Here is a 20,624-nt window from a genome sequence, read left to right as displayed (position 1 = left end):
CGCGCCGCACGTGCACGAACGGCGCCGCCCCGCCGGCCGTCGCCGACGCCGGCACGGTCCGGGCCCGTGCACGCGCCGGCCTCACGCGGATCGGCGCGAACGCATGCGGCGGGCGGGCCGGTCCCGCTGGGAGCGGGGCCGGGGGCGGCCGGCGGCGGGCGGTCATGACAGCTCCAGCACGGCCACGCCGAGGGGCGGCAGGTCGACGGCGTCCGTCACGGCCGCGCCGGTCAGCAGGTCGCGGCCCGGCCCGGGCACCGTCACCGTGGCCGCGCGGGCGTCGGAGTGGTTCAGCAGGAACAGGTAGCGGTCGCGGCGGGCGGCCTCGACGTACGGCGGGGCGCCCTCCACCACCGGGGCGGCGCCGGCGGCGCGGACGGCGCTGAGCAGGGTGTCGCGCAGCGCGGCGGGCTCCAGGCGGGTGCCGATGTAGACGACGCAGCCGGAGCCGTGGTCGTTGCGGATCAGCGCGGGCCGCCCGGCCAGGTCGCCGGTCGTGTAGGTGCCCAGCACCGTGGCCGTCTCCGGGTGGAGACTGTCCTGCCACCAGTCGGCGATCGCGGTGGTGCCGTCGGCGAACTCGACCTCGAACGTCTCCCCCTCCCGCGCCGGCCAGTATTCGTCTATGTATGCACCGATGAGCCGCCGGAACGCGCCCGGGTAGGCGGGCTGGCGCACCTGGTTGTTCACGTCGACGACACCGGAGAAGAAGGACACCACGACGGTCCCGCCGGCCGCTGCGAACGCCTCGACCGCGGCCACGAACCCGTCATCGACAAGGTACGCGTTGGGTACGACAAGAATCCGGTAGCGCGAGAGGTCGGAGCCGAACGAGACCAGGTCGACGGCGTAGTGCGCCTCGAACAGCGGCCGATACGCGCTCTCGACGATCGCGGTGTAGTCGAAGTCGTTGCGCGGCAGCCCGTGCGTGACCTCGAGGCCCCACCACGCGTCCCAGTCGAACAGCACCGCGACGTCGGCCGACGACGGGGCGCCGGCCACGGCCGCGATCAGCGGCAGCTCGTTGCCCAGCGCGGCGACCTCGAGAAAGGTCCGGGCGGCGGGGCCCGAGTGCGGCAGCATGGCCGAGTGGAACCGCTCGTGCCCGCCGCGCCCGGCCCGCCACTGGAAGAACAGGACGGAGTCGGCGCCGTGCGCGATCGCCTGGTAGGAGCCGAGCCGCATCCGCCCCGGCCGCTTCACGTTGTTGACCTTCCACTGCGACACCGCCGAGGCGGCCTGCTCCATCAGCACCCAGGGCTCGCCGCGCAGCGACCGCATCAGGTCGAAGTTGAGCGCCGCGGACACGTGCGAGCCGGGCCGGCCGGGATCGGGGTAGATGTCGAGGGCGGCCGCGTCCTCGTGCGGCGCCCACCGCCAGTAGTCCGCGTGCCGGTAGAAGCGCATGAAGTTGGTGAGGATCGGGATGTCGTCGCGGTACCGTCGCACGGCGTCCCGCTCGGCGATGAAGCATTCGAGCAGCGCGTCGGAGATGAAGCGCTTGAAGTCCAGCCGGCGGGCCGGGTTCGACCACGACCGCGGCACCTCGGGCGGTGCGACCTGCTCCCAGTCGGTGTAGCGCTGGCCCCAGAACCGGGTGTACCAGGCGTCGTTCAGCGCGTCGAGGTCGGCGTAGCGCCGGCGCAGCCAGACCCGGAACGCGGCCGCGGCGTGGGGCCCGTAGGAGGTCGGCCCGTACTCGTTGCTGATGTGCCACATGGCCAGCGCGGGGTGCTGCGAATACCTGGAGGCCAGCCGGTCGGCGATGCGGACCGCGTGCGAACGGTACCGGGGCGATGTCGGGTCGAAGTGCAGCCGGTTGCCGAAGCCGAAGGTCTCGCCGTCCTCCATCACCGGCAGCACGTCTGGGTGTCCGTGGGAGAGCCACACCGGCGGCGCCATCGTGGGCGTGGCCAGGTCGACGCTGATCCCGGCGGCGTGCAGCAGGTCGAGCACCTCGTCGAGCCAGCCGAACGTGAACTCGCCGGGCGACGGCTCCAGGGAGGCCCACGCGAAGACGCCGACGGTGACCAGGTTGACGCCGGCCCGGCGCATGAGCTCGACGTCCTCCTTCCACACCGCGGGGTCCCACTGCTCCGGGTTGTAGTCCCCGCCGAACGCGAAGCCCCCGAGCCGCTCCCGGAACGCGGCCATCCGCGCGTTCATGCGAGGCCGCCGCCGGCCGGCCGCCTGTCCGCCGCCGAGGCCGGCGCCGCCCGGTCGATGAACCGCTGCTCGATCTCGACGCACATCGGCCGGGCCACCAGCAACAGGCCGCCGACCAGCAGCGAGGCGGGCAGCAGGGCCACCGCCTCCGAGGCGAACACCGTGATCGCGCCGGCGGTCAGCAGCAGCCCGGCGCTGCCGAGGGCGACCCCGGGGCGGTGGCCGAGGAAGTACGCGGCCAGCCGGGCCACGTCGCCGGTCCGGAACACGTACAGCGAGGCGATGACCAGGGCGTTGACGCTCCACAGGACCACCGCCGCGCCGATGACCAGCAGCAGGGCCGACCACCACAGCGGCACCCCCGAGGCCGCCCGGTTGACGAGTGACACGGCCAGCACCGCCAGCAGGGCCACTGTCGGCAGCCAGACCTTCAGCACGCCCACCGCGTTGAGCCGGTACCCGCGCCAGAACGCGGCCGCCGGATGCAGGTCGGCGAGGTCCGACCGGCGCCGGTGCAGGGCGTAGACGGCGGCGGACACGGCCGGTCCGAGCGGCACGGCGCACAGTGCGAACAACGCGACGTTGCTGCCGTCGCGGTCGAGCAGCAGCAACAGCGCGAACCCGGGCGCCGCGGTGAGCAGGAACAGGCCTTCGACGACCAGCAGCGTGTAGACCAGGGCGGAGCCCCGCGACAGCGTGCCCTCCCCGAAGGCGCTCATCCGGCCCTCCCGAACAGCCGGGCGTCGTCGGACCAGGGCGGGGTCTCGTCGACCACCGGGCTCACCTCGACGAGCGTCACCTCGTGCCGGCCGAGCACCAGGTCCAGCTCGACGCGCCCGCCGGCGACGGGCACGCTCCGATAGGTCCGGACCGGTTCGGCGGCCTCGCGCAGCGCGTCCACCTGCCGGGGCCGGGGCGAGGCCGGGCGCCCCATCGCCGCCCACGCGGCCCGGGCGTTGCCCGCCTCCTCCCCCACCGAGGACCGCGCGATGAACGCCGACGAGCCCGGGCCGACCGGCACGGACAGCCGCACCCGGTGGCCGTCCACGAAGGACCGTCCGGTGTGGTCGACCGGCGCCCAGGCCAGGATCGCGATGTGCCCGGCCGGGTCCCGGGTCACCACGAAGGAGTCCCCGCGGGCGAGGACGTCGCGGCCGAGGCGCGAGATGAAGGAGTACAGGTGGAAGGTCGGCTTCTTGATCTGGCGGTGGGTCAGCAGGCCGAAGCCGCCGTGGAACATGCTCGCCGGCACGCCGGCCTCCTCGAACACGTCGCTGAACGTCCAGTAGGAGAACGAGTCCACGAGGTCGCCGGCCGCGACCACGACGGGCGCGAGGTAGGCGGCGTGGAAGGCGGTGTCGTGGATCGGGTTGTCGGGGCGGTAGGAGGAGCTGAACTCGGTGATGTGGACCGGCAGGCCGGCGAGCGCGGTGCCGGCGAGCTCCTGGCGGGGCGCCGCGAACTGGTCGAGGAGCGTCGCCGCCGGCATCAGCGTCTGGTAGGTGCCGAACGGGACCGGCTGCGAGGGGCCGGACGTGTAGGCGTGCCGGCTCACGAAGTCGATCGGGACGGCGCGGTCCTCGATGAAGGCGCTGAACCGCTTGAGCCACTCGGCGTCGGCGCCCGGCGACAGTGCCGGGCCGCCCACCTGCAGGGAGGCGTCGATCTCCTTGACGGTGCACGCGGTCAGCTCGTAGAGGCGGTGGTAGTCGTCCTGGTCGCCGGCGGGCCAGAAGACGTCCAGGTCCGGCTCGTTCCACACCTCGATGGGCCAGGTGCGGACCTCGTCGAGGCCGTAGCGGTCGATGAGGTGGGTGATCGTGGTCCGCACGAGGGCCGCCCACTCGGCCGGCGACGCGGGCGGGGTCACGTTGCCCTGCCACCAGAACACCGTCTGCGGGCCGGAGCCCAGTGCGGCCGGGGTGAAGCCGAGCTCGATGAACGGCCGCACCCCGAGCGCCAGGTAGGCGTCGACGATCTGGTCGACGTAGGTGAACGTGTACGCCAGGCCCGGCGAGCCGCCGCGCGTGTAGGGCTGGTAGATCCCGGCCCCGTCGCTGAGCAGCCCGTGCTGGCGGATGTACTGGAAGCCGATCTCCTGCTGCACCAGCGCGAGCGAGTCGCGGTAGTCGCTGCGCAGGGCCAGGTCGAACCGCCCGGCGCCGACACAGCGGCGCCAGGCGTCGGAGAACCGGCCCGCGGGCCTTTCCGGAACGAGCACGTCAGCCGTGCGCCTTCTTGTACCGCTCATAGGCGGTGTTGTGCACCTCGATGTACTTGTCCATGTTCTTGCTCTTGAGCTCGCCGACGTAGGCGTCCCATTCGGACAGCGGCCGGGTGCCCAGGATGAACTTCAGCGTCTGCTGGTAGACGGTGTCCTTGAGCCCCGTCTCCCACAGCGTCACCTGCTCGCGCTCCTCGGCGCTGAGCGGATGCGCCGGCGCCAGCTCGATCGGCTTGCGCTTGTTCATCTCCTCCTGGAACTGCTGCTCCTCCTTGGAGAACTGGGAGTTGAGCAGCTTGGTGGTGCCGCCGTAGACGAACACACCGTTGAAGAAGCCGTACTCGGTCTGCAGGTTCTTCGTGCCCGCCGGGTTGAGCCCGGCGATGTTGACGTCCGGGGCGAGCTTGAACGTGCCGTCGTCGACGCTGCCGGTGTAGGTCTGGCCCTCGATGCCGTACTTGGCGAACATCTTGCCCTGGGGCGAGTACCACAGCCAGTCGATGAACTGCATGAGGGCCACGAAGTTCTTGCTCTCGCGGGCCTTGGCCGAGATCATCACGCCGGACTCGAGCCGCGACGCGTCGAGGACGGCCCCGCTCGGCCCGAGCGGCACGGGGATCTTCAGGACCGTCGCGCCCGGGATCGTCGCGATGCTCTTGCGGATCTCATTGACGAGGGTCTGCGCGTTGCAGCTCATGACGAACGACTTGCCGTTGGCGAACTTCTGCTTGGCCTGGTCGTCGGACTGCGTGAAGCTCTCGGGGTCGACGAGCTTCTCGCTCACCAGGGTGTTCAGGTACTGCAGCATCTGCTTGTACCCGTCCTGGGCGCCCGTGTAGACGAACTTCTTGGCCTTGGGGTCCCAGTTGGCGTGCTGGAAGCCCCAGCCGGCCTTGGACCCGTAGGCGATCGCGATGAGCTGCAGCAGGTTGTTGCCGCCGGGCTGGGGCGGGGTGCTCCAGCGGTCCGACAGCGGGTACACGTCGGGGTGGGCCTGCTTCATGGCCTTGAGCATCTGGTGGAAGTCGTCCCACGTCTTCGGGATGGACAGCCCCAGCTGCTGCAGGATGTCGGTCCGCACGGCCAGGGAGTAGTCCTGCCACACCTCCTCGTGGGTGCCCGGCAGCAGGTAGTACTTGCCGTCCTCCTGCCGCCAGGCGGCGAGGTCCGGCTCCAGGTTCCACTTGGTGATCTGTTCCTTGAGGTTCGGCATCAGGTCGATGTGGTCGCTGACCGCCAGGATCGCGCCGCCGGCGATGTACGCCTCCTCATCCGGGTGGTACGTCTTCGGGATGATTGTCGGCGCGCTGCCGGAGGACACCAGGACGCTGCGCTTCTGGTTGTAGTCGCTGCCCGGGACCACCGTGGACTGCAGCGTGACGTTCGTGCGCTTGGTCAGTTCCTTGAAGAAGAGCCAGTCTTCCTTGTACGGGTAGCCGGCGTTGCTGAGCATCATGATCGGGAACGTCAGCGGGGCGCTGGCCTTGAACTGCTGGCCGACCGCGTAGGAGTCCATGGCTCCCTCGCGGTTGGCGCTGTAGTCCTGAGCCTTGGTGTTGTCGGTCTCGCCGTCGTCGCCGGAGCACCCGGCGAGCGTAGTGAACGCGGCGGCCCCGGCGGCGCCGAGCACGGCGCGTCTGGAGAGCTTCATCTGGACTCCTCGGTCCTACTGGCGGGGCGGCGCGTCAGCCCTTGACCGCGCCGAGGGTGACCCCGGTGACGAAGTAGCGCTGGATGAACGGGTAGACCATGACGATCGGCAGCGCGGTCAGCACGATCGTGACCGCCTGGATGTTGGCGGCGATCTGCAATGTCAGGTCGCTGGCCATGGAGATGTCCGTGCCGCCGGTCGCCCCGGCGATGAGGTTGCGCAGGTAGATCGTGACGGGGAACAGGTTCGCGTCGTCGAGGTACAGGAACGCCGAGAACCAGGAGTTCCAGAACGACACGGCGTAGAACAGCGTCATCGTGGCGATGACGGCCTTCGACAGCGGCAGCGTGATGCGCAGCAGGTTGCCGTAGGTGCTCAGGCCGTCGACGGCGCCGGCCTCCTCCAGCTCCGCCGGCATCGCCTCGAAGAACGCCTTCATCACCAGCAGGTTGAAGACGCTTATCGCGTTGGGCAGCACGATCGCCCACAGGGTGTTGCGCAGGCCGAGCGAGCTGACCAGGACGTAGTTGGGGATCAGGCCGCCGTTGAAGAACATCGTGAACACCGCGATGCCGATGAGCGCGGTGCGGCCCTTGAGCCCGGGCTTGGACAGCACGTAGGCGTAGGTGGTGGTCAGCAGCATGGCGATCACGGTGGCCACGACGGTGTAGAGCACCGTGTTGCCGTAGTTGCGCCAGAACACCGGGTCGCTCATGACGCGCTCGTAGGTCGTCGTGTTGAACCCGCGCGGCCAGAAGTTCACCTCGCCCCGCTGGATGTACGCCTCCCCGCTGAACGACCGCGCGATGACGTTGACGAACGGGAACAGCGTCAGGACCACGACCCCGGTGAGGATCACCGCGTTGACGACCTGGAAGACCCGGTACGACCGGCCCACGGCTACCACAGGCTCGCCCCGACCGCGCGGCGCGAGATGAAGTTGGTCGAGAGCACGAGCGTCAGCCCGATCACCGACTCGAACAGCCCGATCGCGGCGGCGTAGCTGAAGCTGCCCGACACCACGCCGACCCGGTAGAGATAGGTGGAGATGACGTCAGCGGTCGGGTACGTCAGCGGGTTGTACAGCAGCAGGATCTTCTCGAACCCGACCGCCATGAACGTGCCGACGTTGAGGATCAGCAGGGTCATCATCGTCGGGCGGATGCCGGGCAGCGTCACGTGCCACGTCTGGCGCCATCGCCCGGCCCCGTCGATCCGCGCGGCCTCGTACAGCTGGTCGTCCACCGTGGTCAGTGCCGCGAGGTACAGGATCGTGCCCCAGCCCACGGTCTGCCAGACCTCGGAGGAGACGTAGACCGAGCGGAACCACTGGGGCTGCTGCAGGAACGGGATCGCGTCCCCGCCGACCGCCTTGATGCCCGCGTTCACCGCACCGTCGAGGGCGAGCAGCTGGAACACCAGGCCGGCGACGACCACGATGGACATGAAGTGCGGCAGGTAGGACACGGTCTGCACGAACCGTTTGAAGAAGCGGGACCGGACCTCGTTGAGCAGCAGGGCCAGCACGATCGGCAGCGGGAACGTGAACAGCAGCGTCAGCCCGCCGATGACGAGGGTGTTGGTGAAGACCTTCCAGAACGTCGGGTCGTCCCAGAACATCTCGAAGTAGTGCAGCCCCACCCACTTCGTGCCGAACAGGTCCCCGCCCGGCCGGTAGCGGCGGAATGCGATGACGTTCCCGGCCATCGGCAGGTACCGGAAGATGACGAAGAAGGCCAGCGGGACGACGGCGAGCGAGTACAGCTGCCAGTCCCGGCGTAATGCCACGCGCCAGCTTCGGCGCCGCGCTCGCACAACCATCCGGTAGTTCCCTTCAGGCGACACGGGCCTCGTCGGTCAAGAGTCGGCCGGCCATAATCCGAAACTTTCGGAAAACTGCCGGTGAGGCAACGCGTAATTTAGATTTTTCACTGGATGGTGTCAAGGGATCCGCTGGTACGGTACTGAGCTGCAAACACTTGCAAACGCCGATCTTTCGCACCCTGCCTGGTAGCGCTACCATGGCCCGCGGCGGCGACCGTCCAGCGATCAGAAACTTTCGAAGGAGGGCCATGTTCGACGCGTTCTGGGACGAGACGCTCCACGCGGCCCGGCAGACCCCGCCACTGCTCAGCGTGCAGCGGGTGACGACGCCGCTGCCCCTGTTCGACACCGCGGATGTCACATTCGCCGGTTTCGGCGGCGCCCCGATCCGGGCCTGGTACACCCGCCCCGCGGGCGTCACGGCCGACCTCCCCGCGGTCGTCGAGTTCGTCGGCTACGGGCGCGGCCGCGGGCTGCCGATCGAGCGCCTGACCTGGCCCGCCGCCGGCTACGCGCACCTGCTCATGGACACCCGCGGCCAGGGCGACCTCTACGGCAACGGCGGCGACACGCCGGACCCGCACCGCGGCCACGGCACCGGCGGCTCCCGCCCGACGACCGACGGCATCCTCGACCCGCGGGACTACTACTACCGCCGGCTCATCACCGACGCCGTCCGCGCCGTCGACGCGGTCCGCGCCCTGCCCGGGGTCGACGCCGCGCGGGTGACGGCGGCCGGCAACAGCCAGGGCGGCGGGCTCGCCCTCGCCGTCGCCGGCCTGGTGCCCGACCTGTTCGCGCTGCTCACGTCGGCGCCGTTCCTGTGCGACATCGAGCGGGGCCTCGAGCTCAGCCGGCTCGCCCCCTATGCCGAGATCGCGCAGTACCTCGCCGTGCACCGCGACGCCCACGAGCGGATCCACCGCACACTGTCCTACATGGACGGTGTCGAGTTCGCCCGCCGCGCCACCGCCCCGGCCCACTTCGGCGTCGGCGGCCGCGACCCCGTCTGCCCCCCGGAGACCGCCCGGGCGGCCTTCGACGCCTACGGCGGAACGGACAAAACGCTGCAGGTGTACCCGTACAACGGCCACGAGGGCGGCGAGGCACTGCACACCATGCGACAGCTGGATTGGCTCGCGAAACTTTCGAAGTAGACTCGCGCAGCCACAGTCACGCGAAGGGACACCGGATGCCGCCGCACCAACGGGCCACGATGGCGGAGATCGCCGCAGAAGCGGGCGTTTCCGTGCCGACCGTGTCCAAGGTCCTCAACGGCCGGCGGGACGTCGCGCCGGCCACCCGGGACCGGATCGAGGATCTGCTGCGCCGGCACAGCTACAAGCCGCGGCGGGCCCAGCCGGCCGCGGCGGCCGGCCTCATCGACGTGGTCTTCGTCGACCTCGGCAACTCGTGGTCCATGCAGATCCTGGCCGGCGTCGAGGAGACCGCGCACCGGGCCGGCACCGGCGTCGTCGTCTCCGCCGTGCACGGCCGGGTCCGCACCGCGCCCGACCGCGGCTGGCTGGAGAACCTCGCCGCCCGCCGCTCGGACGGCGTGTTACTGGTCCTGTCGGAGCTGTCCGCGGACCAGTTCGAGCAGCTGTCCGGCCTCGGCATCCCCGTCGTCGTCATCGACCCGGTCGGCCAGCCCGACCCGGCGGTGCCGTCGGTCGGCGCCACGAACTGGACAGGCGCCCTGACCGCGACCGAGCACCTCATCGGCCTCGGGCACCGCCGGATCGCGGTCATCGGCGGCCCCGAGGACGTCCTGTGCTCGCAGGCGCGCATCGACGGGTACCGGGCCGCCATGCACGCCGCCGGCCTGCAGATCCCGCCCGGATTCGTGCGCACCGGCGACTTCACGAGCCCGACCGGCTACCGCGAGACCCTCGCCCTGCTCGACCTGCCGAACCCGCCGACCGCCCTGTTCGCCTGCTCCGACGAGATGGCCCGCGGCGCCTACGAGGCCCTCTACGAGCGCGGCCTGCGCGTGCCCGACGACCTGTCGGTCGTCGGGTTCGACGACCTCGAGCAGGCCCGCTGGTCGATCCCGCCGCTGACCACTGTCCGCCAGCCGCTGACCGAGATGGCCGCCCTGGCCACCCGGATGCTCCTCACGCTCGCCGCCGGGGACAAGCTCGACGCGTCACGCCTCGAGCTGGCGACGCCGCTGATCGTCCGCGACAGTACGGCTGCCCGGGCATGAGCGGTACGGAGCGCAGCGGAGTGGCCGCTCATCAGTGTGACAGGGCGGAGCTCAGGCCGGCGCCGGAGCCTGCGGAGGTGACGGCATGAGCGGTACGGAGCGCAGCGGAGTGGCCGCTCATAAATGTTGCAGGGCGGAGCTCAGGCCGGCGCCGGAGCCTGCGGAGGTGACGGCATGAGCGGTACGGAGCGCAGCGGAGTGGCCGCTCATCAATGTGACAGGGCGGAGCTCAGGCCGGCGCCGGAGCCTGCGGAGGTGACGGCATGAGCGCCAGGAGGCGGGGCGAGGTCACCGTTGCCGCCATCGCGCAGCTCGCCGGGGTCTCGGTGCCGACCGTGTCGAAGGTGCTCAACGGCCGGGCCGGGATCGCCGCGGAGACCCGCGACCGTGTGGAGGCGCTGCTGCGCGAGCACGGGTACCGCCGCGCCGACACCGCCACCACGACCCCCAACATCGAGGTGGCGTTCTTCGGCCTGGAGAGTCACCTGGCCATGGAGATCCTGCGCGGGGTCGAGCAGACCGTCCGCGAGCGCGGCCTCGCCGTCGGCTTCACCGACCTGCAGGGCCCCGCCCCGGCCGGTCGCCGCCCCGCCGACCGGCTCCTGGCCCGCCGGCCCACCGGGGTCATCGCCGTCAACTCGGCGTTCCGGGCGAGGCACTACGAGCAGCTCATCGCCAGCGGCGTGCCGATGGTCGTCCTGGACCCGACAGGCGAGCCGAGCCACGCCATCCCCTCGGTCGGCGCCACGAACTGGAGCGGCGGCGTGGCCGCGACCCGCCACCTGCTCGACCTGGGCCATCGGCGCATCGCGGTCATCACCGGGCCGCTGGAGTACCTCTGCGCCCGCGCCCGCCTCGAAGCGTCCCGCGGCGCCCTGGAGACCGCCGGCCACCCCCTCGACCCCGCGCTGCTGCGCCACGGCCGCTTCACCTTCGACGACGGCGTCGACCTGGCCCGCGAGCTCCTGAGCGCCGCCGACCGCCCGACCGCCGTCGTCTGCGGCGACGACCTGCAGGCCCTGGGCGTCTACGAGGCCGCCCGCCGCCTGGGCCTGCGCATCCCCGACGACCTGAGCGTCGTGGGCTTCGACGACATCGAGGTCACCCGCTGGTGCGGACCTCCGATGACCACCGTGCGCCAGCCGTTCGCCGAGATGGGCGCCACCGCCGCCCGCATGGTGCTGCAGCTGGCCATGGGCGAGCCCGTCGAACCGGCCCGGGTCGAGCTCGCCACCGAGCTCATCGTCCGGGGCAGCACCGCGCCGATCTGACCGCAGCCAGGCGTGCGGCCCTGCTCCTGCCCACCCGCCGCCGGGCGCCGGCGCTCAGGCGCGGTCCGCGGCCGCCGCCAGCAGCGCCTCGACGGCGTCGTCAGGCCCGGCGGCGGCCACGGCCAGTGACGTCGGCAGCGCCAGCCCCGGCGGTGCGAACGGCCGGAACGCGACCCGGGTGGTGTTGAGCATCCGGGCGTGCGCGGCGTAGACGACCGTCCACAGCCCGTCCCCGGCGCCGATCGCGGCCAGGGTGTCCTGCAGCGTGCCGGCCGGTGGCCCGGGCCGCGGCTCGAACCCCGCCGCCGCGCAGGCGCCGGTGACCAGGTCCACGAGCGCCGGATGGTTGCGCCGCGCGGTGAGCATGAGCCGCATGTCCCGCAGCTCGGCCGGCTCGACCGGGCCGCCGGGCCCGCGGGCGGACACGGCGGCGAGCAGCTCGTCCGTCCACACCGGCACGGCCCGCACACCCGGGTGGCGGACCTCCCCGCGCACGAACGCCGCGTCGAGGCGCCCCTCGGCGACCTGCGCGAGCCGCTCGCCGACGGGTGCCGAGACGAGGTCGACGTCGAGGTGCGCCGCCGCGGCGGCGAGCCGCTCCAGGACCCGGTCGAGGTGGTCGCCGAGCCCGGTGCTGGTGCCGACCCGCAGCGTGCGCCGCCCCGGCCGGGCCGCCCGGTCGGCGACGGCGCGCGCCCGGTCGGCCGCGGCGAGCACCTCCCGGGCCGCCGGCAGGAACGCCCGGCCGACGTCGGTGACGGCGACCCGGCGCGGCGAGCGGTCGAACAGCGCCGCGCCCAGCTCCCGCTCCAGGCGGCGGATCTGCTGCGACACGGCGGGCTGCACGATGTGCAGCAGCTCGGCCGCCCGCCCGAAGTGCAGCGTCTCGGCGACGGTCACGAAGTACCGCAGCTGGCGCAGTTCCATGCCGCCACCGTAGGCGCTACCGGTCGGCGGTGAGCGTGCCGGCCGCCGCCCAGCTTTCGGGCGGCGTCTCCTGAATCCAGACCTGGACGGTCTCGGCGGGAATCTTGTAGGCGTCGACGAACGCGTCGGTGATGCGGCGCACGAGATCCCGCTTCAGCTCGACGTCGCGAGGACCTTGCAGCACGGTGACGATAGGCATGCATCCATTGCACGGGTACCGCTCGCGGCGACCAAGACCCAGGTGGTTCGCGCAGCGATAAGCGTCGGTGATGGCGCCGGGCCGGCCGTGGCCGCGCTCAGGCGAAGCGCAGGATGCGGTCGTCGCCGGTCTTGGGCTCGCCGCGGCCGTCGCGGTTGGAGGTGGTCACCCACAGCGACCCGTCGGGGGCGGCCACGGCGGTGCGCAGGCGGCCGTACCGGCCCGTCAGCTCGGCCTTCGGCGTGCCGGTCCGCTCGCCGCTGAGGGGGACTGTCCAGAGGCGCTCACCGCGCAGACCGGCCACGTACAGCGTGTCGCCGATGATGGCGGCGCCCGACGGGGAGGCGTCGTCGGTGGGCCAGGTGACGAGGGGGTTGGTGAACTTGCCGCCCTGGGTGTCGCCCTTGCCCTCGACGGTGGGCCAGCCGTAGTTCGCGCCGGGCTTGATCAGGTTGACCTCGTCGAAGGTGTCCTGACCGAATTCGATCGCCCACAGGCGGCCCGCCGAGTCCCACGCGAGGCCCTGGACGTTGCGGTGGCCGAGGCTGTAGACGGGCGAGCCGGGCGTCGGGTTGCCCGGCGCGGGCTTCCCGTCCGGGGTCAGGCGGAGGATCTTGCCGTTGGGCCGGCCCGGGTCCTGGGCCAGGCTGCGCTGGCCCGCGTCGCCGGTGCCGACGTACAGCTGCCCGTCGGGGCCGAACGCGATCCGGCCGCCGTTGTGGATGCTCGCCTTGGTCAAACCTCCGAACACGACTTCGGGTGTACCGCCGGTCAGCCGGAACCGCACCACACGGTTGTCGGAGGAGCTGGTGAAGTACGCGTACACGTACCGGTCCTGCGCATAGTTCGGCGACACCGCCAGCCCGAGCAGCCCGCCCTCGCCCTGCGCCGCGACCTCCGGCACCTGGAACACCTGCCGGCCCGCACCGCCGCCGGCCGGGATCTGCACAATCCGCCCGGTGCCGCGCTCGGCGACGAGCGCGTCGCCGCCGGGCAGGAAGGCCACGCCCCACGGCACGTTCAGGCCGGTCGCGATCTCCTGCGGCGAGCCGAGGTCCGGCACCCGGCCCGCGGCGGCGGAGGACGCACCCGCCGGGACGCTCGGCGCACCGCTCGGCGCCGCCGGGGCGGCGGACTCCGGCGCCCGCGAATCCGGCTCGCCACTGCAGCCGGCCACCAGGACCGCGGACAGGACTGCCACCACACCTACTCGCACCAGCACAATTGTAAGAGAGGCACCTGGACGTTTCCTGGTTCCCGGACCAATGTCCTATCGTTTTTATAGGATTTAAGCTACGCTGCCCGCATGACGTCCTACGTCGTGACGCGTGTGGTGAACCGCGCCGTCCGCCTCGCCCACCAGCTCGTCGGCTTCGGCGTGGACACGCCGCCGGAGGCGCTGGTGTGGGCCGAGCTGTCGCCGGACCGGGCACTGCACCGCATCACCCACCAGACCGAGGCCGACTTCACCGTCGCCGCTCCAGGGCCGCCATCTGCCAGGTGACGGCGAGCGCGCCCAGCACCCAGAAGCCGGCCTCCCAGTGCAGCAGGAGCGCGGCCAGCGCACCGGCGAGGAGCAGGCCCGCGACCGCCATCACCGACCCGCCCTCCATCAGGCTGCTATTCCCATCGACTTTATAGCATAAGCGGCCGCGGAAGCGGCTCGCGATCGCGACCTGAACCTCCTCGACGAGCGGTGCGGGCCGGCCGCCGCACTCGAGGGGATCGCGGAGAGCGCCTCCGCGGCAATGGTCCCAAGGACGTGTCCCGAACCGTTGGGACGGCTGCCTCCTGCCCGGTGGGTCGGCGTATTCCTACCGTGAAGCCCTCGACAACCGACACCCGGAGGACTTCTGATGGCTGCCATGACCCGCTCCACCGCGCTGAAGCTCGCGGCCGTGCTCTCCGTGCTCGTCGCGTGCATCGGGATCGGGCTGTTCGACCTGCCCAACCTGGTCCGCGGGGCCGACGGCAGCGCCGCGCCGTTCGCGCTCGTCGTCGGCAGCTTCACGTCGGACATCGTGGCGCTCGTGGCCGCCTACGCTGCGTGGCGCGGGCAGCAGTGGGGCGCCGTCCTGCTCATCCTGGTCAACGCGTTCTGGATCGTGCAGGCGATCGCGTCGCTGCTGTTCGACTCGACCACTACCGAACTGGTGTTCGCGAGCGCCATGCTGGTGCACCACATCGCCGTGGTCAGCCTCTGCCTGTGGCGGGAGCGGGTCGTCAGTGCGGCGTGAGCGGAGCCGGTGGCTGTATCAGCTGCTGTATCCGCTGCTCATGCTCTGGTACGGCCTCATCGTCGCCGGGCTCGTCGCGGTGGTCGTCACCTGGCCCGAGCGGCCGATCGGCTCGCCGGCCGACATCCCGTGGTGGTCGCACGCGATCGCGGCGGGGCTCGTCGTCGTGACCTGGGCGCCGGTCGCGGCGTGGGTCGAACGGGGCGTGCACCACCTGGCCTACGGGCAGCGCGACGACGCCTACGACGTCGCCGGGCGGGTCGCGCGGCAGCTGCACGCCGAGCCGCGCGCCGACGAGCTGCTGCCCGCGGTCGCGGCGCTGCTGGCCGACACGCTCGCGCTGCCGTACGTCGAGATCGAGACCGAGGGGCGGGTCGTCACGGCGCACGGGACGGTGCCGGACGGGGCGACGATCGTCGTCATACCGCTGCGGTACCTCGACCTGACGCTGGGCAGCCTGCGGGTGAGTGCACGCCGCCGGGACTGGCTGTCGGCGGCGGACGTACACCTGCTGCAGGATCTTGCTCGTCAGGTCGCCATCACGCTGCACGCCGCCGGCCTGACCACGGCGCTGCAGCAGTCGCGCGAGCAGCTCGTCGCCGCGCGTGAAGAAGAGCGGCGCCGCATCCGGCGGGACCTGCACGACGGGCTGGCGCCGACACTCGCGGCGATCGGGCTGCAGCTCGGCGTCGTGCAGCGGACCCTGCGCAGCGATCCGGACGGCGCCGAGCGTCTCGCCGGAGAGCTGCGGGCGGCGGTACGGCAGGCCACGGGCGACATCCGCCGCCTGGTGTATCAGCTGCGCCCGCCGATGCTCGACGAGCTGGGGCTGGCCGAGGCCCTGCGCAACCTCAGCCTCGCCGATGGGCTCGAGCGCACCGTCACGGCGCCCGAGCCCATGCCCGAGCTGCCGGCGGCGATCGAGGTCGCCATCTACCGGATCGCCGCCGAGGCCCTGCACAACGCGGCCCGCCACGCCGGGGCGAGCCGGTGCACCGTCGAGCTGAGCGCCGGGCCGGACCGGGTGGCCATTGCGGTCGCCGACGACGGCCGGGGCCTGCCCGACGGCTACCTCGCGGGCGTCGGGCACCGCTCGATGCGCGAGCGCAGCGCCGAGCTCGGTGGCACGATCGACATCGGCCCGGCCGCCGGCGGCGGCACCCGGGTCGCCGCCACGTTTCCGATGAGGCCGCATGACTGAGCCGATCACCGTCCTTGTCGCCGACGATCACCCGCTGTTCCGCAAGGGCCTGCGGGCGCTGCTGCACAGCATGCCCGGGTTCGAGGTCGTCGGCGAGGCGACCGACGGCGCCGAGGCCGTGCGGCTGGCGGCGCGCCTGGGCCCCCGCCTGATCCTGCTCGACCTGCAGATGCCCGGCGGCGACGGCCTCACCGCCATCCGCGGCCTGGCCGCGCTGGACCCAGGACCGCACATCCTGGTCGTCACGATGTTCGCCGACGACGACTCGGTCTTCGCCGCGCTGCGCGCCGGCGCCCGGGGCTACGTGCTGAAGGACACCGACGACGAGGAGATGATCCGCGCGATCCACGCGGTCGGCCGCGGCGAGGCCATCTTCAGCCCGGCCATCGCCACCCGCATCATGGCCTTCTTCGCGGGCCGCCCGGCCGAGCCGTTCCCCGGGTTGACCGGCAGCGAGCGCAGTGTCCTGCAGCTGATGGCCCGCGGCCTGTCCAACGAGGCGATAGCGGGCCGCCTCGGGCTGAGCCCGAAGACTGTCCGCAACTACGTGAGCAACGTCTTCGGCAAGCTGCACGTGGTCAGCCGGGCCGAGGCGATCGTCCGCGCCCGCGACGCCGGCATCGGCTGACGCCGCCGCCGGATGGGCTCAGGGCGTGGTCCAGGTCCCGATCGCGGCAATCAGCGTTTCGATGAGTGTCGAGCCGGCGGGGCCGTGCTCGATCGTGCTGCGGTAGTAGATCGGGCCGACGAGGAAGGCCGCGGCGTCGCGGACGGGCACGGCGAGCGCGACTTCCCCGCGGTCCTGGGCCGCGGCGAGAGCGCCGGCGAGGCGGTCGGCCAGGATCGAGGCGAACTGCGCGCGCCGGGCGTCCATCTGCTGGTCCCAGAGGGCGGTGCTGGCCAGGGTGGTGGCCACGGCGCGCACGTCGGCCAGCGCGAGCTGCTCGGCGAGCGCGGTCAGCTCGCGCGTCAGCCACTGCCGGGTCGGGGCTGTCGGGTTGTCCAGCAGCGGCATCCGTACCGTCGCCATGGCCTCGGCCAGCAGCTCGTCGGAGCGGGGCCAGTGCCGGTACACGGTGGCCCGGCCCACCCCGGCCCGCTCCGCCACCTGCGCATGCGTCACCGCGACCGGGCCTTTCTCCAGCAGCAGCGCACGGGCGGCGGACAGGATGGCCTGGCGGCTGCGCTGAAAACGTGGGTCCGCATCGGTGTTCACCGCCCCATTCTATGAGACACGTTGACTCACAGAGCGCCGCCACGCATACTCGACCTATGAGACAATGTGTTTCACAGATGACGGTCGCCGTGATCGGCGCATCCGGGGCGACCGGGCGGCACGTGGTGGCCACCGCCCTCGATCGCGGGCACCTCGTGACGGCCTGCGTCCGCCGGCCCGCAACGTTCGCCGAGCAGGAACGGCTGACCGAGGCGGTCTGGCCGGACACCGGCGACACGCCCGCACTGGCCCGCGCCCTGCGCGGCGCCGACGTCGTGATCAGCGCGCTCGGTGGTGCCGCCGGCGGGCCGACGACGGTGTGCACCGACGGCATCCGTACGACTGTGGCGGCGATGGCGGCGACCGGAGTGACGCGCTTGATCGCCGTCAGTGCACACGGGGTGCTGGAGACCCACGACCGGTCGCTCTACTCCCGCGCGGTCTGGGCCGGCGTGGCCGACCGCATGCGCGACAAGGAGACGATGGAGCCGCTGATCACCGCGTCCGATCTCGCCTGGACGATCGTGCGGCCCCCGAAGCTGTCCGACGGCCCGGCCACCGGGAACAGCCGGGTCGGCACCGATCTGCCGATCCGCGTGTGGAGCTCCGTCGGCCGCGCCGACCTCGCCGCCTTCCTGATCGGCGAGGCGGAAAGCCCCCGATACGTCCGGGCCTACCCCCGGATCACCCGATGACCGCGACGATCCCCGACCTCAGGCACCGCACCGCGGTCGTGACCGGCGCAACCGGCGGCATGGGACAGGTCATCGCCGCCGCACTCGTCGATGCGGGCGCCCGCGTCATCACCGTGGCCCGCGACCCGGCCCGCGCCGACATGCTGCGCGCCCGGATCGGCGCGGACAGCCGGCACCGGCTCGACGTCATCTCCGGTGACCTGTCCCGGCGCGCGGACCTGCGCACCGCGGCGCGGATCATCGAGGACCGCTACGAGCAGGTCCACATCCTGGTCAACAACGCCGGCGCACACTTCCCCGACCACCGGGTCTCGCCCGACGGCGTCGAGATGCATGTCGCCCTCGACTACCTCGCCGCCTGCGGCCTCATGACCCACCTGGACGCCGCCCTGCGGCGCGGCCGGGCCCGCGTCGTGAACGTCGCCAGCGACACCCTCAACGACACCCGCCGGATCAAACTCGCCGGCCGGCCCCGCCCACCGACCCTGGACCTGACCCACGTCGACGACCTGGCCGACCTCAACCCGCGATCCGGATTCGTACCCTTCGAGGCCTACGCGCGGGCGAAGCTCATGACCGTCACCGCCGGCTACGCCCTCGCCCCCTCGTTCGCGACCGACGGCGTCACCGTCAACGCCGTCCACCCCGGCATCGTCGCCACCGGCATCATCGACGACCTGATACCGCCCGCACTGCGCCCGTTCGGCACCCTCATCCGCCGCACCATGCTCACCCCGGCCGAAGGGGCGGCCGCCGCGCTGCGCATCGCCACCGACCCCGGACTCGTCGGGGTCACCGGCCGCTACTTCGACAGGGGCTCGGTAGCGGCCACGCCGCCGATCTCCCATGACCCGGCCGTCCAGCGGAAGCTGCTCGCCCTCACCGAGGCCCACTTCGCCCGATGACCACCGACGCCCGGCCGGGCCCGCCGGACGGCCTGCCGGGTGGTCCCCCAAACCCGCCACCCGTTGCGCACGGTTATCTTAATAACTAAGGTATTGCCCATGGCGATCGAGGTGGCCGTCGCCGGAGCGGGGCTGGCCGGGCTGTGCCTGGCCCAGCGGCTGCGGCGGGACGGCGTGGACGTGCACGTGTTCGAGCGGGACCCGGGGCCGTTCGGGCGGCGGCAGGGGTACCGGATCACGGTGGACGGTGACGGGCTCGCTGCGCTGCGGGCCAGCCTGCCGGCGCACCTGTTCGAGCGGGCGGTCGCGGTGGCCGGGGCGCCGGGCGGATACTTCCGGTTCACCGACAGCCGGCTCCGCGACGCCTTCAAGCTCACGTTCGCGCCGACCGACGAGAGCGGGCGGCAGATGGATCGGCAGGTGCTGCGGGCGATCCTGCTCACCGGCCTCGAGGGCCGTGTCCACTATGGACGGGAGGCGGTGGGGGTCTCGCCGGACGGCGAGCGGGTCGCGGTGCGGTGCGCTGACGGCAGTACCGTCGAAGCCGCTCTGGTCGTTGCCGCCGACGGCGTCGGGTCGGCGTTGCGCTCCTCGATCGCGCCGGGCACCGAGCCGCTCGACACCGCAGCGGCCGGCATCTACGGCCGCACGCCGCTGGCGAAGGCCGACCTGCCCGCGGCCCTGGACAAGAGCGGCGTGCTCGCGCTCGGTGACCGGCCCGGCCGCGCGGTCTTCTTCACCGCGATGCGCTTCGGCGAGCCGCAGCCCGAGGGCGACTACGTGATGTGGGGCGTCGTGGTGCCCGCCGGCGAGTCCGACCGCGACCCCGCCGGCCTCGTCGAGGGCTTCCACCCGCTGATCCGCCGGCTCGTCGACAACGCCGACCCGGACGCCACGGTGCGCACCCGGTTCGCCGTCGGCCGCCGCCCGACCGCCTGGCCCCTCCCCCGCGCGACGGTCATCGGCGACGCGATCCACGCCATGCCACCGTTCGGCGCCCACGGCGGCAACACCGCACTGCGCGACGCGGCGCTGCTCGGCGGCCTGCTCACCGACGGCCGCCCCGTCGAGGAGGCGCTCGCCGACTACCAACAGCAGATGGTGTCGTACGCCTTCAAGGCCGTCGACACCGCCGAAGCCATGATGCGCCGCCTCACGAGCGGCGGGCGGCTGGCCCACCTGGTCCTGACGCGCGTCCTGCCCCGGCTGCACCGCGTGACGGTTCCATAATGGAAGCGTGGGAGAAGACGACGATCGCGCGCGGGCAGCCGCGGAGTTCATGCGGGCCGGCCGCGAGTCGTCGCGGCTGTCGGTCCTGTTCCGCCACGCGCTCGCCGCGCGGATGGGCCTGACCGTCACCGACATGGAGTGCCTGGACTTCCTCATGGACACCGGCTCCGCCACCGCCGGCCGGCTGGCCGAGCAGACGAACCTCACCACCGGCGCCGTCACCAGCCTGATCCGCCGCCTGGAGAAGGCCGGCTTCGTCTCGGCCGAGCGCGACCCGGCCGACCGCCGCCGGGTCATCGTCACGCTGCTCCCGGCCCGCATCGACGAGGGCGCCCGGCTGTACGCGGCCTTCGGCGCCGCCGTGGGCGAGGTCATCGGCTCCTACACCGCCGACGAGCTGGCCCTGCTGGCCCGCCACTACGACACGATGAGCGCCGTGTACCGCACCCAGATGGCCGCGCTCGCCCGCACGTGATCCGCCGTCGCGGCGACGGCGCCCGGCCCGGTCTCAGGGCCGGAACCGCCGATCCCACCAGGGCCACGCCCCCGGTAGGTGCGGATCCGGCACCGTTCGCCGCTGGAACTCGTCGTCGAGCGGCGTCAATCGCCGTCTGAGCGCGGCCGCGGCGGGCCCGGGCAGCCGGTCCACCGCCTCCTGGAGCAGCGCAC

The 20,624-nt window shown here is 72.3% G+C and carries 22 protein-coding genes; 11 read left to right on the top strand and 11 right to left on the bottom strand.

Going from position 1 to position 20,624, the window contains the following annotated elements:
- Positions 1 to 162: 162 nt before the first annotated feature.
- From Dvina_RS25075 to Dvina_RS25050, 6 genes are read right to left on the bottom strand one after another with little or no spacing between them, the layout of a single operon-like run.
- A complete protein-coding gene (locus Dvina_RS25075; RefSeq protein WP_223104899.1) occupies positions 163 to 2,166 on the bottom strand; it encodes a beta-galactosidase in 2,004 nt (667 codons plus the stop codon).
- The gene (locus Dvina_RS25070; protein WP_223104898.1) at positions 2,163 to 2,885 is read right to left on the bottom strand and encodes a YesL family protein; all 723 of its coding nucleotides are present in this window, start codon (positions 2,883 to 2,885) and stop codon (positions 2,163 to 2,165) included. Before Dvina_RS25070 ends, Dvina_RS25075 begins: the two co-directional genes overlap by 4 nt.
- The gene (locus tag Dvina_RS25065) at positions 2,882 to 4,387 is read right to left on the bottom strand and encodes a GH39 family glycosyl hydrolase (RefSeq protein ID WP_246656429.1); all 1,506 of its coding nucleotides are present in this window, start codon (positions 4,385 to 4,387) and stop codon (positions 2,882 to 2,884) included. Before Dvina_RS25065 ends, Dvina_RS25070 begins: the two co-directional genes overlap by 4 nt.
- Before the next feature lies 1 nt (position 4,388).
- Positions 4,389 to 6,041: an ABC transporter substrate-binding protein gene (locus Dvina_RS25060; protein WP_223104896.1), complete on the bottom strand. Its 1,653-nt coding sequence runs from the start codon at positions 6,039 to 6,041 to the stop codon at positions 4,389 to 4,391.
- 34 nt (positions 6,042 to 6,075) lie between these two features.
- Positions 6,076 to 6,939, bottom strand: a complete 864-nt coding sequence (locus tag Dvina_RS25055) for a carbohydrate ABC transporter permease (RefSeq protein ID WP_246656428.1) — start codon at positions 6,937 to 6,939, stop codon at positions 6,076 to 6,078.
- Positions 6,940 to 6,941: 2 nt separating this feature from the next.
- On the bottom strand, positions 6,942 to 7,829 hold the full coding sequence (locus Dvina_RS25050; protein WP_246656427.1) for an ABC transporter permease: 888 nt from the start codon (positions 7,827 to 7,829) through the stop codon (positions 6,942 to 6,944).
- 284 nt (positions 7,830 to 8,113) lie between these two features.
- Here Dvina_RS25050 and Dvina_RS25045 point away from each other — a divergent pair, with 284 nt between their 5' ends.
- The 3 genes from Dvina_RS25045 to Dvina_RS25035 all read left to right on the top strand — a co-directional run bounded on the left by Dvina_RS25045 (position 8,114) and on the right by Dvina_RS25035 (position 11,345).
- Positions 8,114 to 9,022 carry an acetylxylan esterase gene (locus Dvina_RS25045; RefSeq protein ID WP_246656426.1) on the top strand — a complete coding sequence of 303 codons (909 nt, stop codon included), beginning with the start codon at positions 8,114 to 8,116 and terminating at the stop codon, positions 9,020 to 9,022.
- Between the two features lie 35 nt (positions 9,023 to 9,057).
- The gene (locus Dvina_RS25040) at positions 9,058 to 10,074 is read left to right on the top strand and encodes a LacI family DNA-binding transcriptional regulator (protein WP_223104892.1); all 1,017 of its coding nucleotides are present in this window, start codon (positions 9,058 to 9,060) and stop codon (positions 10,072 to 10,074) included.
- Positions 10,075 to 10,337: 263 nt separating this feature from the next.
- The gene (locus Dvina_RS25035; RefSeq protein WP_223104891.1) at positions 10,338 to 11,345 is read left to right on the top strand and encodes a LacI family DNA-binding transcriptional regulator; all 1,008 of its coding nucleotides are present in this window, start codon (positions 10,338 to 10,340) and stop codon (positions 11,343 to 11,345) included.
- A 54-nt stretch (positions 11,346 to 11,399) separates the two neighbouring features.
- Here Dvina_RS25035 and Dvina_RS25030 read toward each other — a convergent pair whose 3' ends face one another.
- The 3 genes from Dvina_RS25030 to Dvina_RS25020 form a co-directional block, all read right to left on the bottom strand.
- Entirely contained in the window at positions 11,400 to 12,272 is an 873-nt protein-coding gene (locus tag Dvina_RS25030) for a LysR family transcriptional regulator (RefSeq protein ID WP_223104890.1), read from the bottom strand.
- A gap of 16 nt (positions 12,273 to 12,288) precedes the next feature.
- Positions 12,289 to 12,471 (bottom strand): 4-oxalocrotonate tautomerase DmpI, encoded by a 183-nt coding sequence (dmpI, locus tag Dvina_RS25025; protein ID WP_223104889.1) that lies wholly within the window; start codon positions 12,469 to 12,471, stop codon positions 12,289 to 12,291.
- A gap of 97 nt (positions 12,472 to 12,568) precedes the next feature.
- The gene (locus Dvina_RS25020; RefSeq protein WP_246656425.1) at positions 12,569 to 13,687 is read right to left on the bottom strand and encodes a PQQ-dependent sugar dehydrogenase; all 1,119 of its coding nucleotides are present in this window, start codon (positions 13,685 to 13,687) and stop codon (positions 12,569 to 12,571) included.
- A 90-nt stretch (positions 13,688 to 13,777) separates the two neighbouring features.
- Between Dvina_RS25020 and Dvina_RS25015 the strand changes: the two genes are divergently transcribed.
- Positions 13,778 to 13,975, top strand: coding sequence for a hypothetical protein (locus Dvina_RS25015; protein WP_223104887.1), 198 nt, complete (start codon positions 13,778 to 13,780; stop codon positions 13,973 to 13,975).
- Here the strand turns inward: Dvina_RS25015 and Dvina_RS55280 are convergent.
- Positions 13,938 to 14,069, bottom strand: a complete 132-nt coding sequence (locus tag Dvina_RS55280) for a hypothetical protein (protein WP_281428405.1) — start codon at positions 14,067 to 14,069, stop codon at positions 13,938 to 13,940. The genes Dvina_RS25015 and Dvina_RS55280 overlap by 38 nt on opposite strands.
- A 258-nt stretch (positions 14,070 to 14,327) precedes the next feature.
- Here Dvina_RS55280 and Dvina_RS25010 point away from each other — a divergent pair, with 258 nt between their 5' ends.
- The 3 genes from Dvina_RS25010 to Dvina_RS25000 are packed head-to-tail and all read left to right on the top strand — an operon-like array spanning position 14,328 to position 16,537.
- Complete coding sequence (locus Dvina_RS25010) at positions 14,328 to 14,708, top strand: hypothetical protein (RefSeq protein WP_223104886.1); 381 nt, start codon at positions 14,328 to 14,330, stop codon at positions 14,706 to 14,708.
- Positions 14,698 to 15,909, top strand: coding sequence for a sensor histidine kinase (locus Dvina_RS25005; RefSeq protein ID WP_223104885.1), 1,212 nt, complete (start codon positions 14,698 to 14,700; stop codon positions 15,907 to 15,909). The genes Dvina_RS25010 and Dvina_RS25005 overlap by 11 nt, the downstream gene beginning before the upstream one ends.
- Positions 15,902 to 16,537, top strand: coding sequence for a response regulator (locus tag Dvina_RS25000; protein ID WP_223104884.1), 636 nt, complete (start codon positions 15,902 to 15,904; stop codon positions 16,535 to 16,537). The genes Dvina_RS25005 and Dvina_RS25000 overlap by 8 nt, the downstream gene beginning before the upstream one ends.
- Before the next feature lie 18 nt (positions 16,538 to 16,555).
- Here the strand turns inward: Dvina_RS25000 and Dvina_RS24995 are convergent, their stop codons facing one another.
- Positions 16,556 to 17,125 (bottom strand): TetR/AcrR family transcriptional regulator, encoded by a 570-nt coding sequence (locus tag Dvina_RS24995; protein ID WP_223104883.1) that lies wholly within the window; start codon positions 17,123 to 17,125, stop codon positions 16,556 to 16,558.
- Between the two features lie 77 nt (positions 17,126 to 17,202).
- Between Dvina_RS24995 and Dvina_RS24990 the strand changes: the two genes are divergently transcribed.
- The 4 genes from Dvina_RS24990 (at position 17,203) to Dvina_RS24975 (ending at position 20,430) form a co-directional block, all read left to right on the top strand.
- Positions 17,203 to 17,820 carry an NAD(P)-dependent oxidoreductase gene (locus Dvina_RS24990; protein ID WP_223104882.1) on the top strand — a complete coding sequence of 206 codons (618 nt, stop codon included), beginning with the start codon at positions 17,203 to 17,205 and terminating at the stop codon, positions 17,818 to 17,820.
- A complete protein-coding gene (locus tag Dvina_RS24985; protein WP_223104881.1) occupies positions 17,817 to 18,725 on the top strand; it encodes an SDR family NAD(P)-dependent oxidoreductase in 909 nt (302 codons plus the stop codon). Before Dvina_RS24990 ends, Dvina_RS24985 begins: the two co-directional genes overlap by 4 nt.
- Positions 18,726 to 18,824: 99 nt before the next feature.
- Complete coding sequence (locus tag Dvina_RS24980) at positions 18,825 to 19,955, top strand: FAD-dependent oxidoreductase (protein WP_223104880.1); 1,131 nt, start codon at positions 18,825 to 18,827, stop codon at positions 19,953 to 19,955.
- Between the two features lie 7 nt (positions 19,956 to 19,962).
- Positions 19,963 to 20,430 (top strand): MarR family winged helix-turn-helix transcriptional regulator, encoded by a 468-nt coding sequence (locus tag Dvina_RS24975; protein ID WP_246656424.1) that lies wholly within the window; start codon positions 19,963 to 19,965, stop codon positions 20,428 to 20,430.
- Positions 20,431 to 20,624 lie beyond the last annotated feature (194 nt).

Source organism: Dactylosporangium vinaceum, assembly GCF_019904175.1.
Classification (GTDB): Bacteria; Actinomycetota; Actinomycetes; order Mycobacteriales; family Micromonosporaceae; genus Dactylosporangium; species Dactylosporangium vinaceum.
Note: the sequence above shows the minus strand (reverse complement) of the source record. Positions and strands in the feature narration are given on the sequence as shown.

What these genes read in the sequence shown, in the direction of transcription:
- Dvina_RS25075 (WP_223104899.1), bottom strand. Translation starts at nt 2,166, where the DNA reads ATGAACGCGCGGATGGCCGCGTTCCGGGAGCGGCTCGGGGGCTTCGCG.
- Dvina_RS25070 (WP_223104898.1), bottom strand. Translation starts at nt 2,885, where the DNA reads ATGAGCGCCTTCGGGGAGGGCACGCTGTCGCGGGGCTCCGCCCTGGTC.
- Dvina_RS25060 (WP_223104896.1), bottom strand. Translation starts at nt 6,041, where the DNA reads ATGAAGCTCTCCAGACGCGCCGTGCTCGGCGCCGCCGGGGCCGCCGCG.
- Dvina_RS25045 (WP_246656426.1), top strand. Translation starts at nt 8,114, where the DNA reads ATGTTCGACGCGTTCTGGGACGAGACGCTCCACGCGGCCCGGCAGACC.
- Dvina_RS25040 (WP_223104892.1), top strand. Translation starts at nt 9,058, where the DNA reads ATGCCGCCGCACCAACGGGCCACGATGGCGGAGATCGCCGCAGAAGCG.
- Dvina_RS25035 (WP_223104891.1), top strand. Translation starts at nt 10,338, where the DNA reads ATGAGCGCCAGGAGGCGGGGCGAGGTCACCGTTGCCGCCATCGCGCAG.
- Dvina_RS25030 (WP_223104890.1), bottom strand. Translation starts at nt 12,272, where the DNA reads ATGGAACTGCGCCAGCTGCGGTACTTCGTGACCGTCGCCGAGACGCTG.
- dmpI (WP_223104889.1), bottom strand. Translation starts at nt 12,471, where the DNA reads ATGCCTATCGTCACCGTGCTGCAAGGTCCTCGCGACGTCGAGCTGAAG.
- Dvina_RS25015 (WP_223104887.1), top strand. Translation starts at nt 13,778, where the DNA reads ATGACGTCCTACGTCGTGACGCGTGTGGTGAACCGCGCCGTCCGCCTC.
- Dvina_RS25010 (WP_223104886.1), top strand. Translation starts at nt 14,328, where the DNA reads ATGGCTGCCATGACCCGCTCCACCGCGCTGAAGCTCGCGGCCGTGCTC.
- Dvina_RS25000 (WP_223104884.1), top strand. Translation starts at nt 15,902, where the DNA reads ATGACTGAGCCGATCACCGTCCTTGTCGCCGACGATCACCCGCTGTTC.
- Dvina_RS24990 (WP_223104882.1), top strand. Translation starts at nt 17,203, where the DNA reads ATGACGGTCGCCGTGATCGGCGCATCCGGGGCGACCGGGCGGCACGTG.
- Dvina_RS24985 (WP_223104881.1), top strand. Translation starts at nt 17,817, where the DNA reads ATGACCGCGACGATCCCCGACCTCAGGCACCGCACCGCGGTCGTGACC.
- Dvina_RS24980 (WP_223104880.1), top strand. Translation starts at nt 18,825, where the DNA reads ATGGCGATCGAGGTGGCCGTCGCCGGAGCGGGGCTGGCCGGGCTGTGC.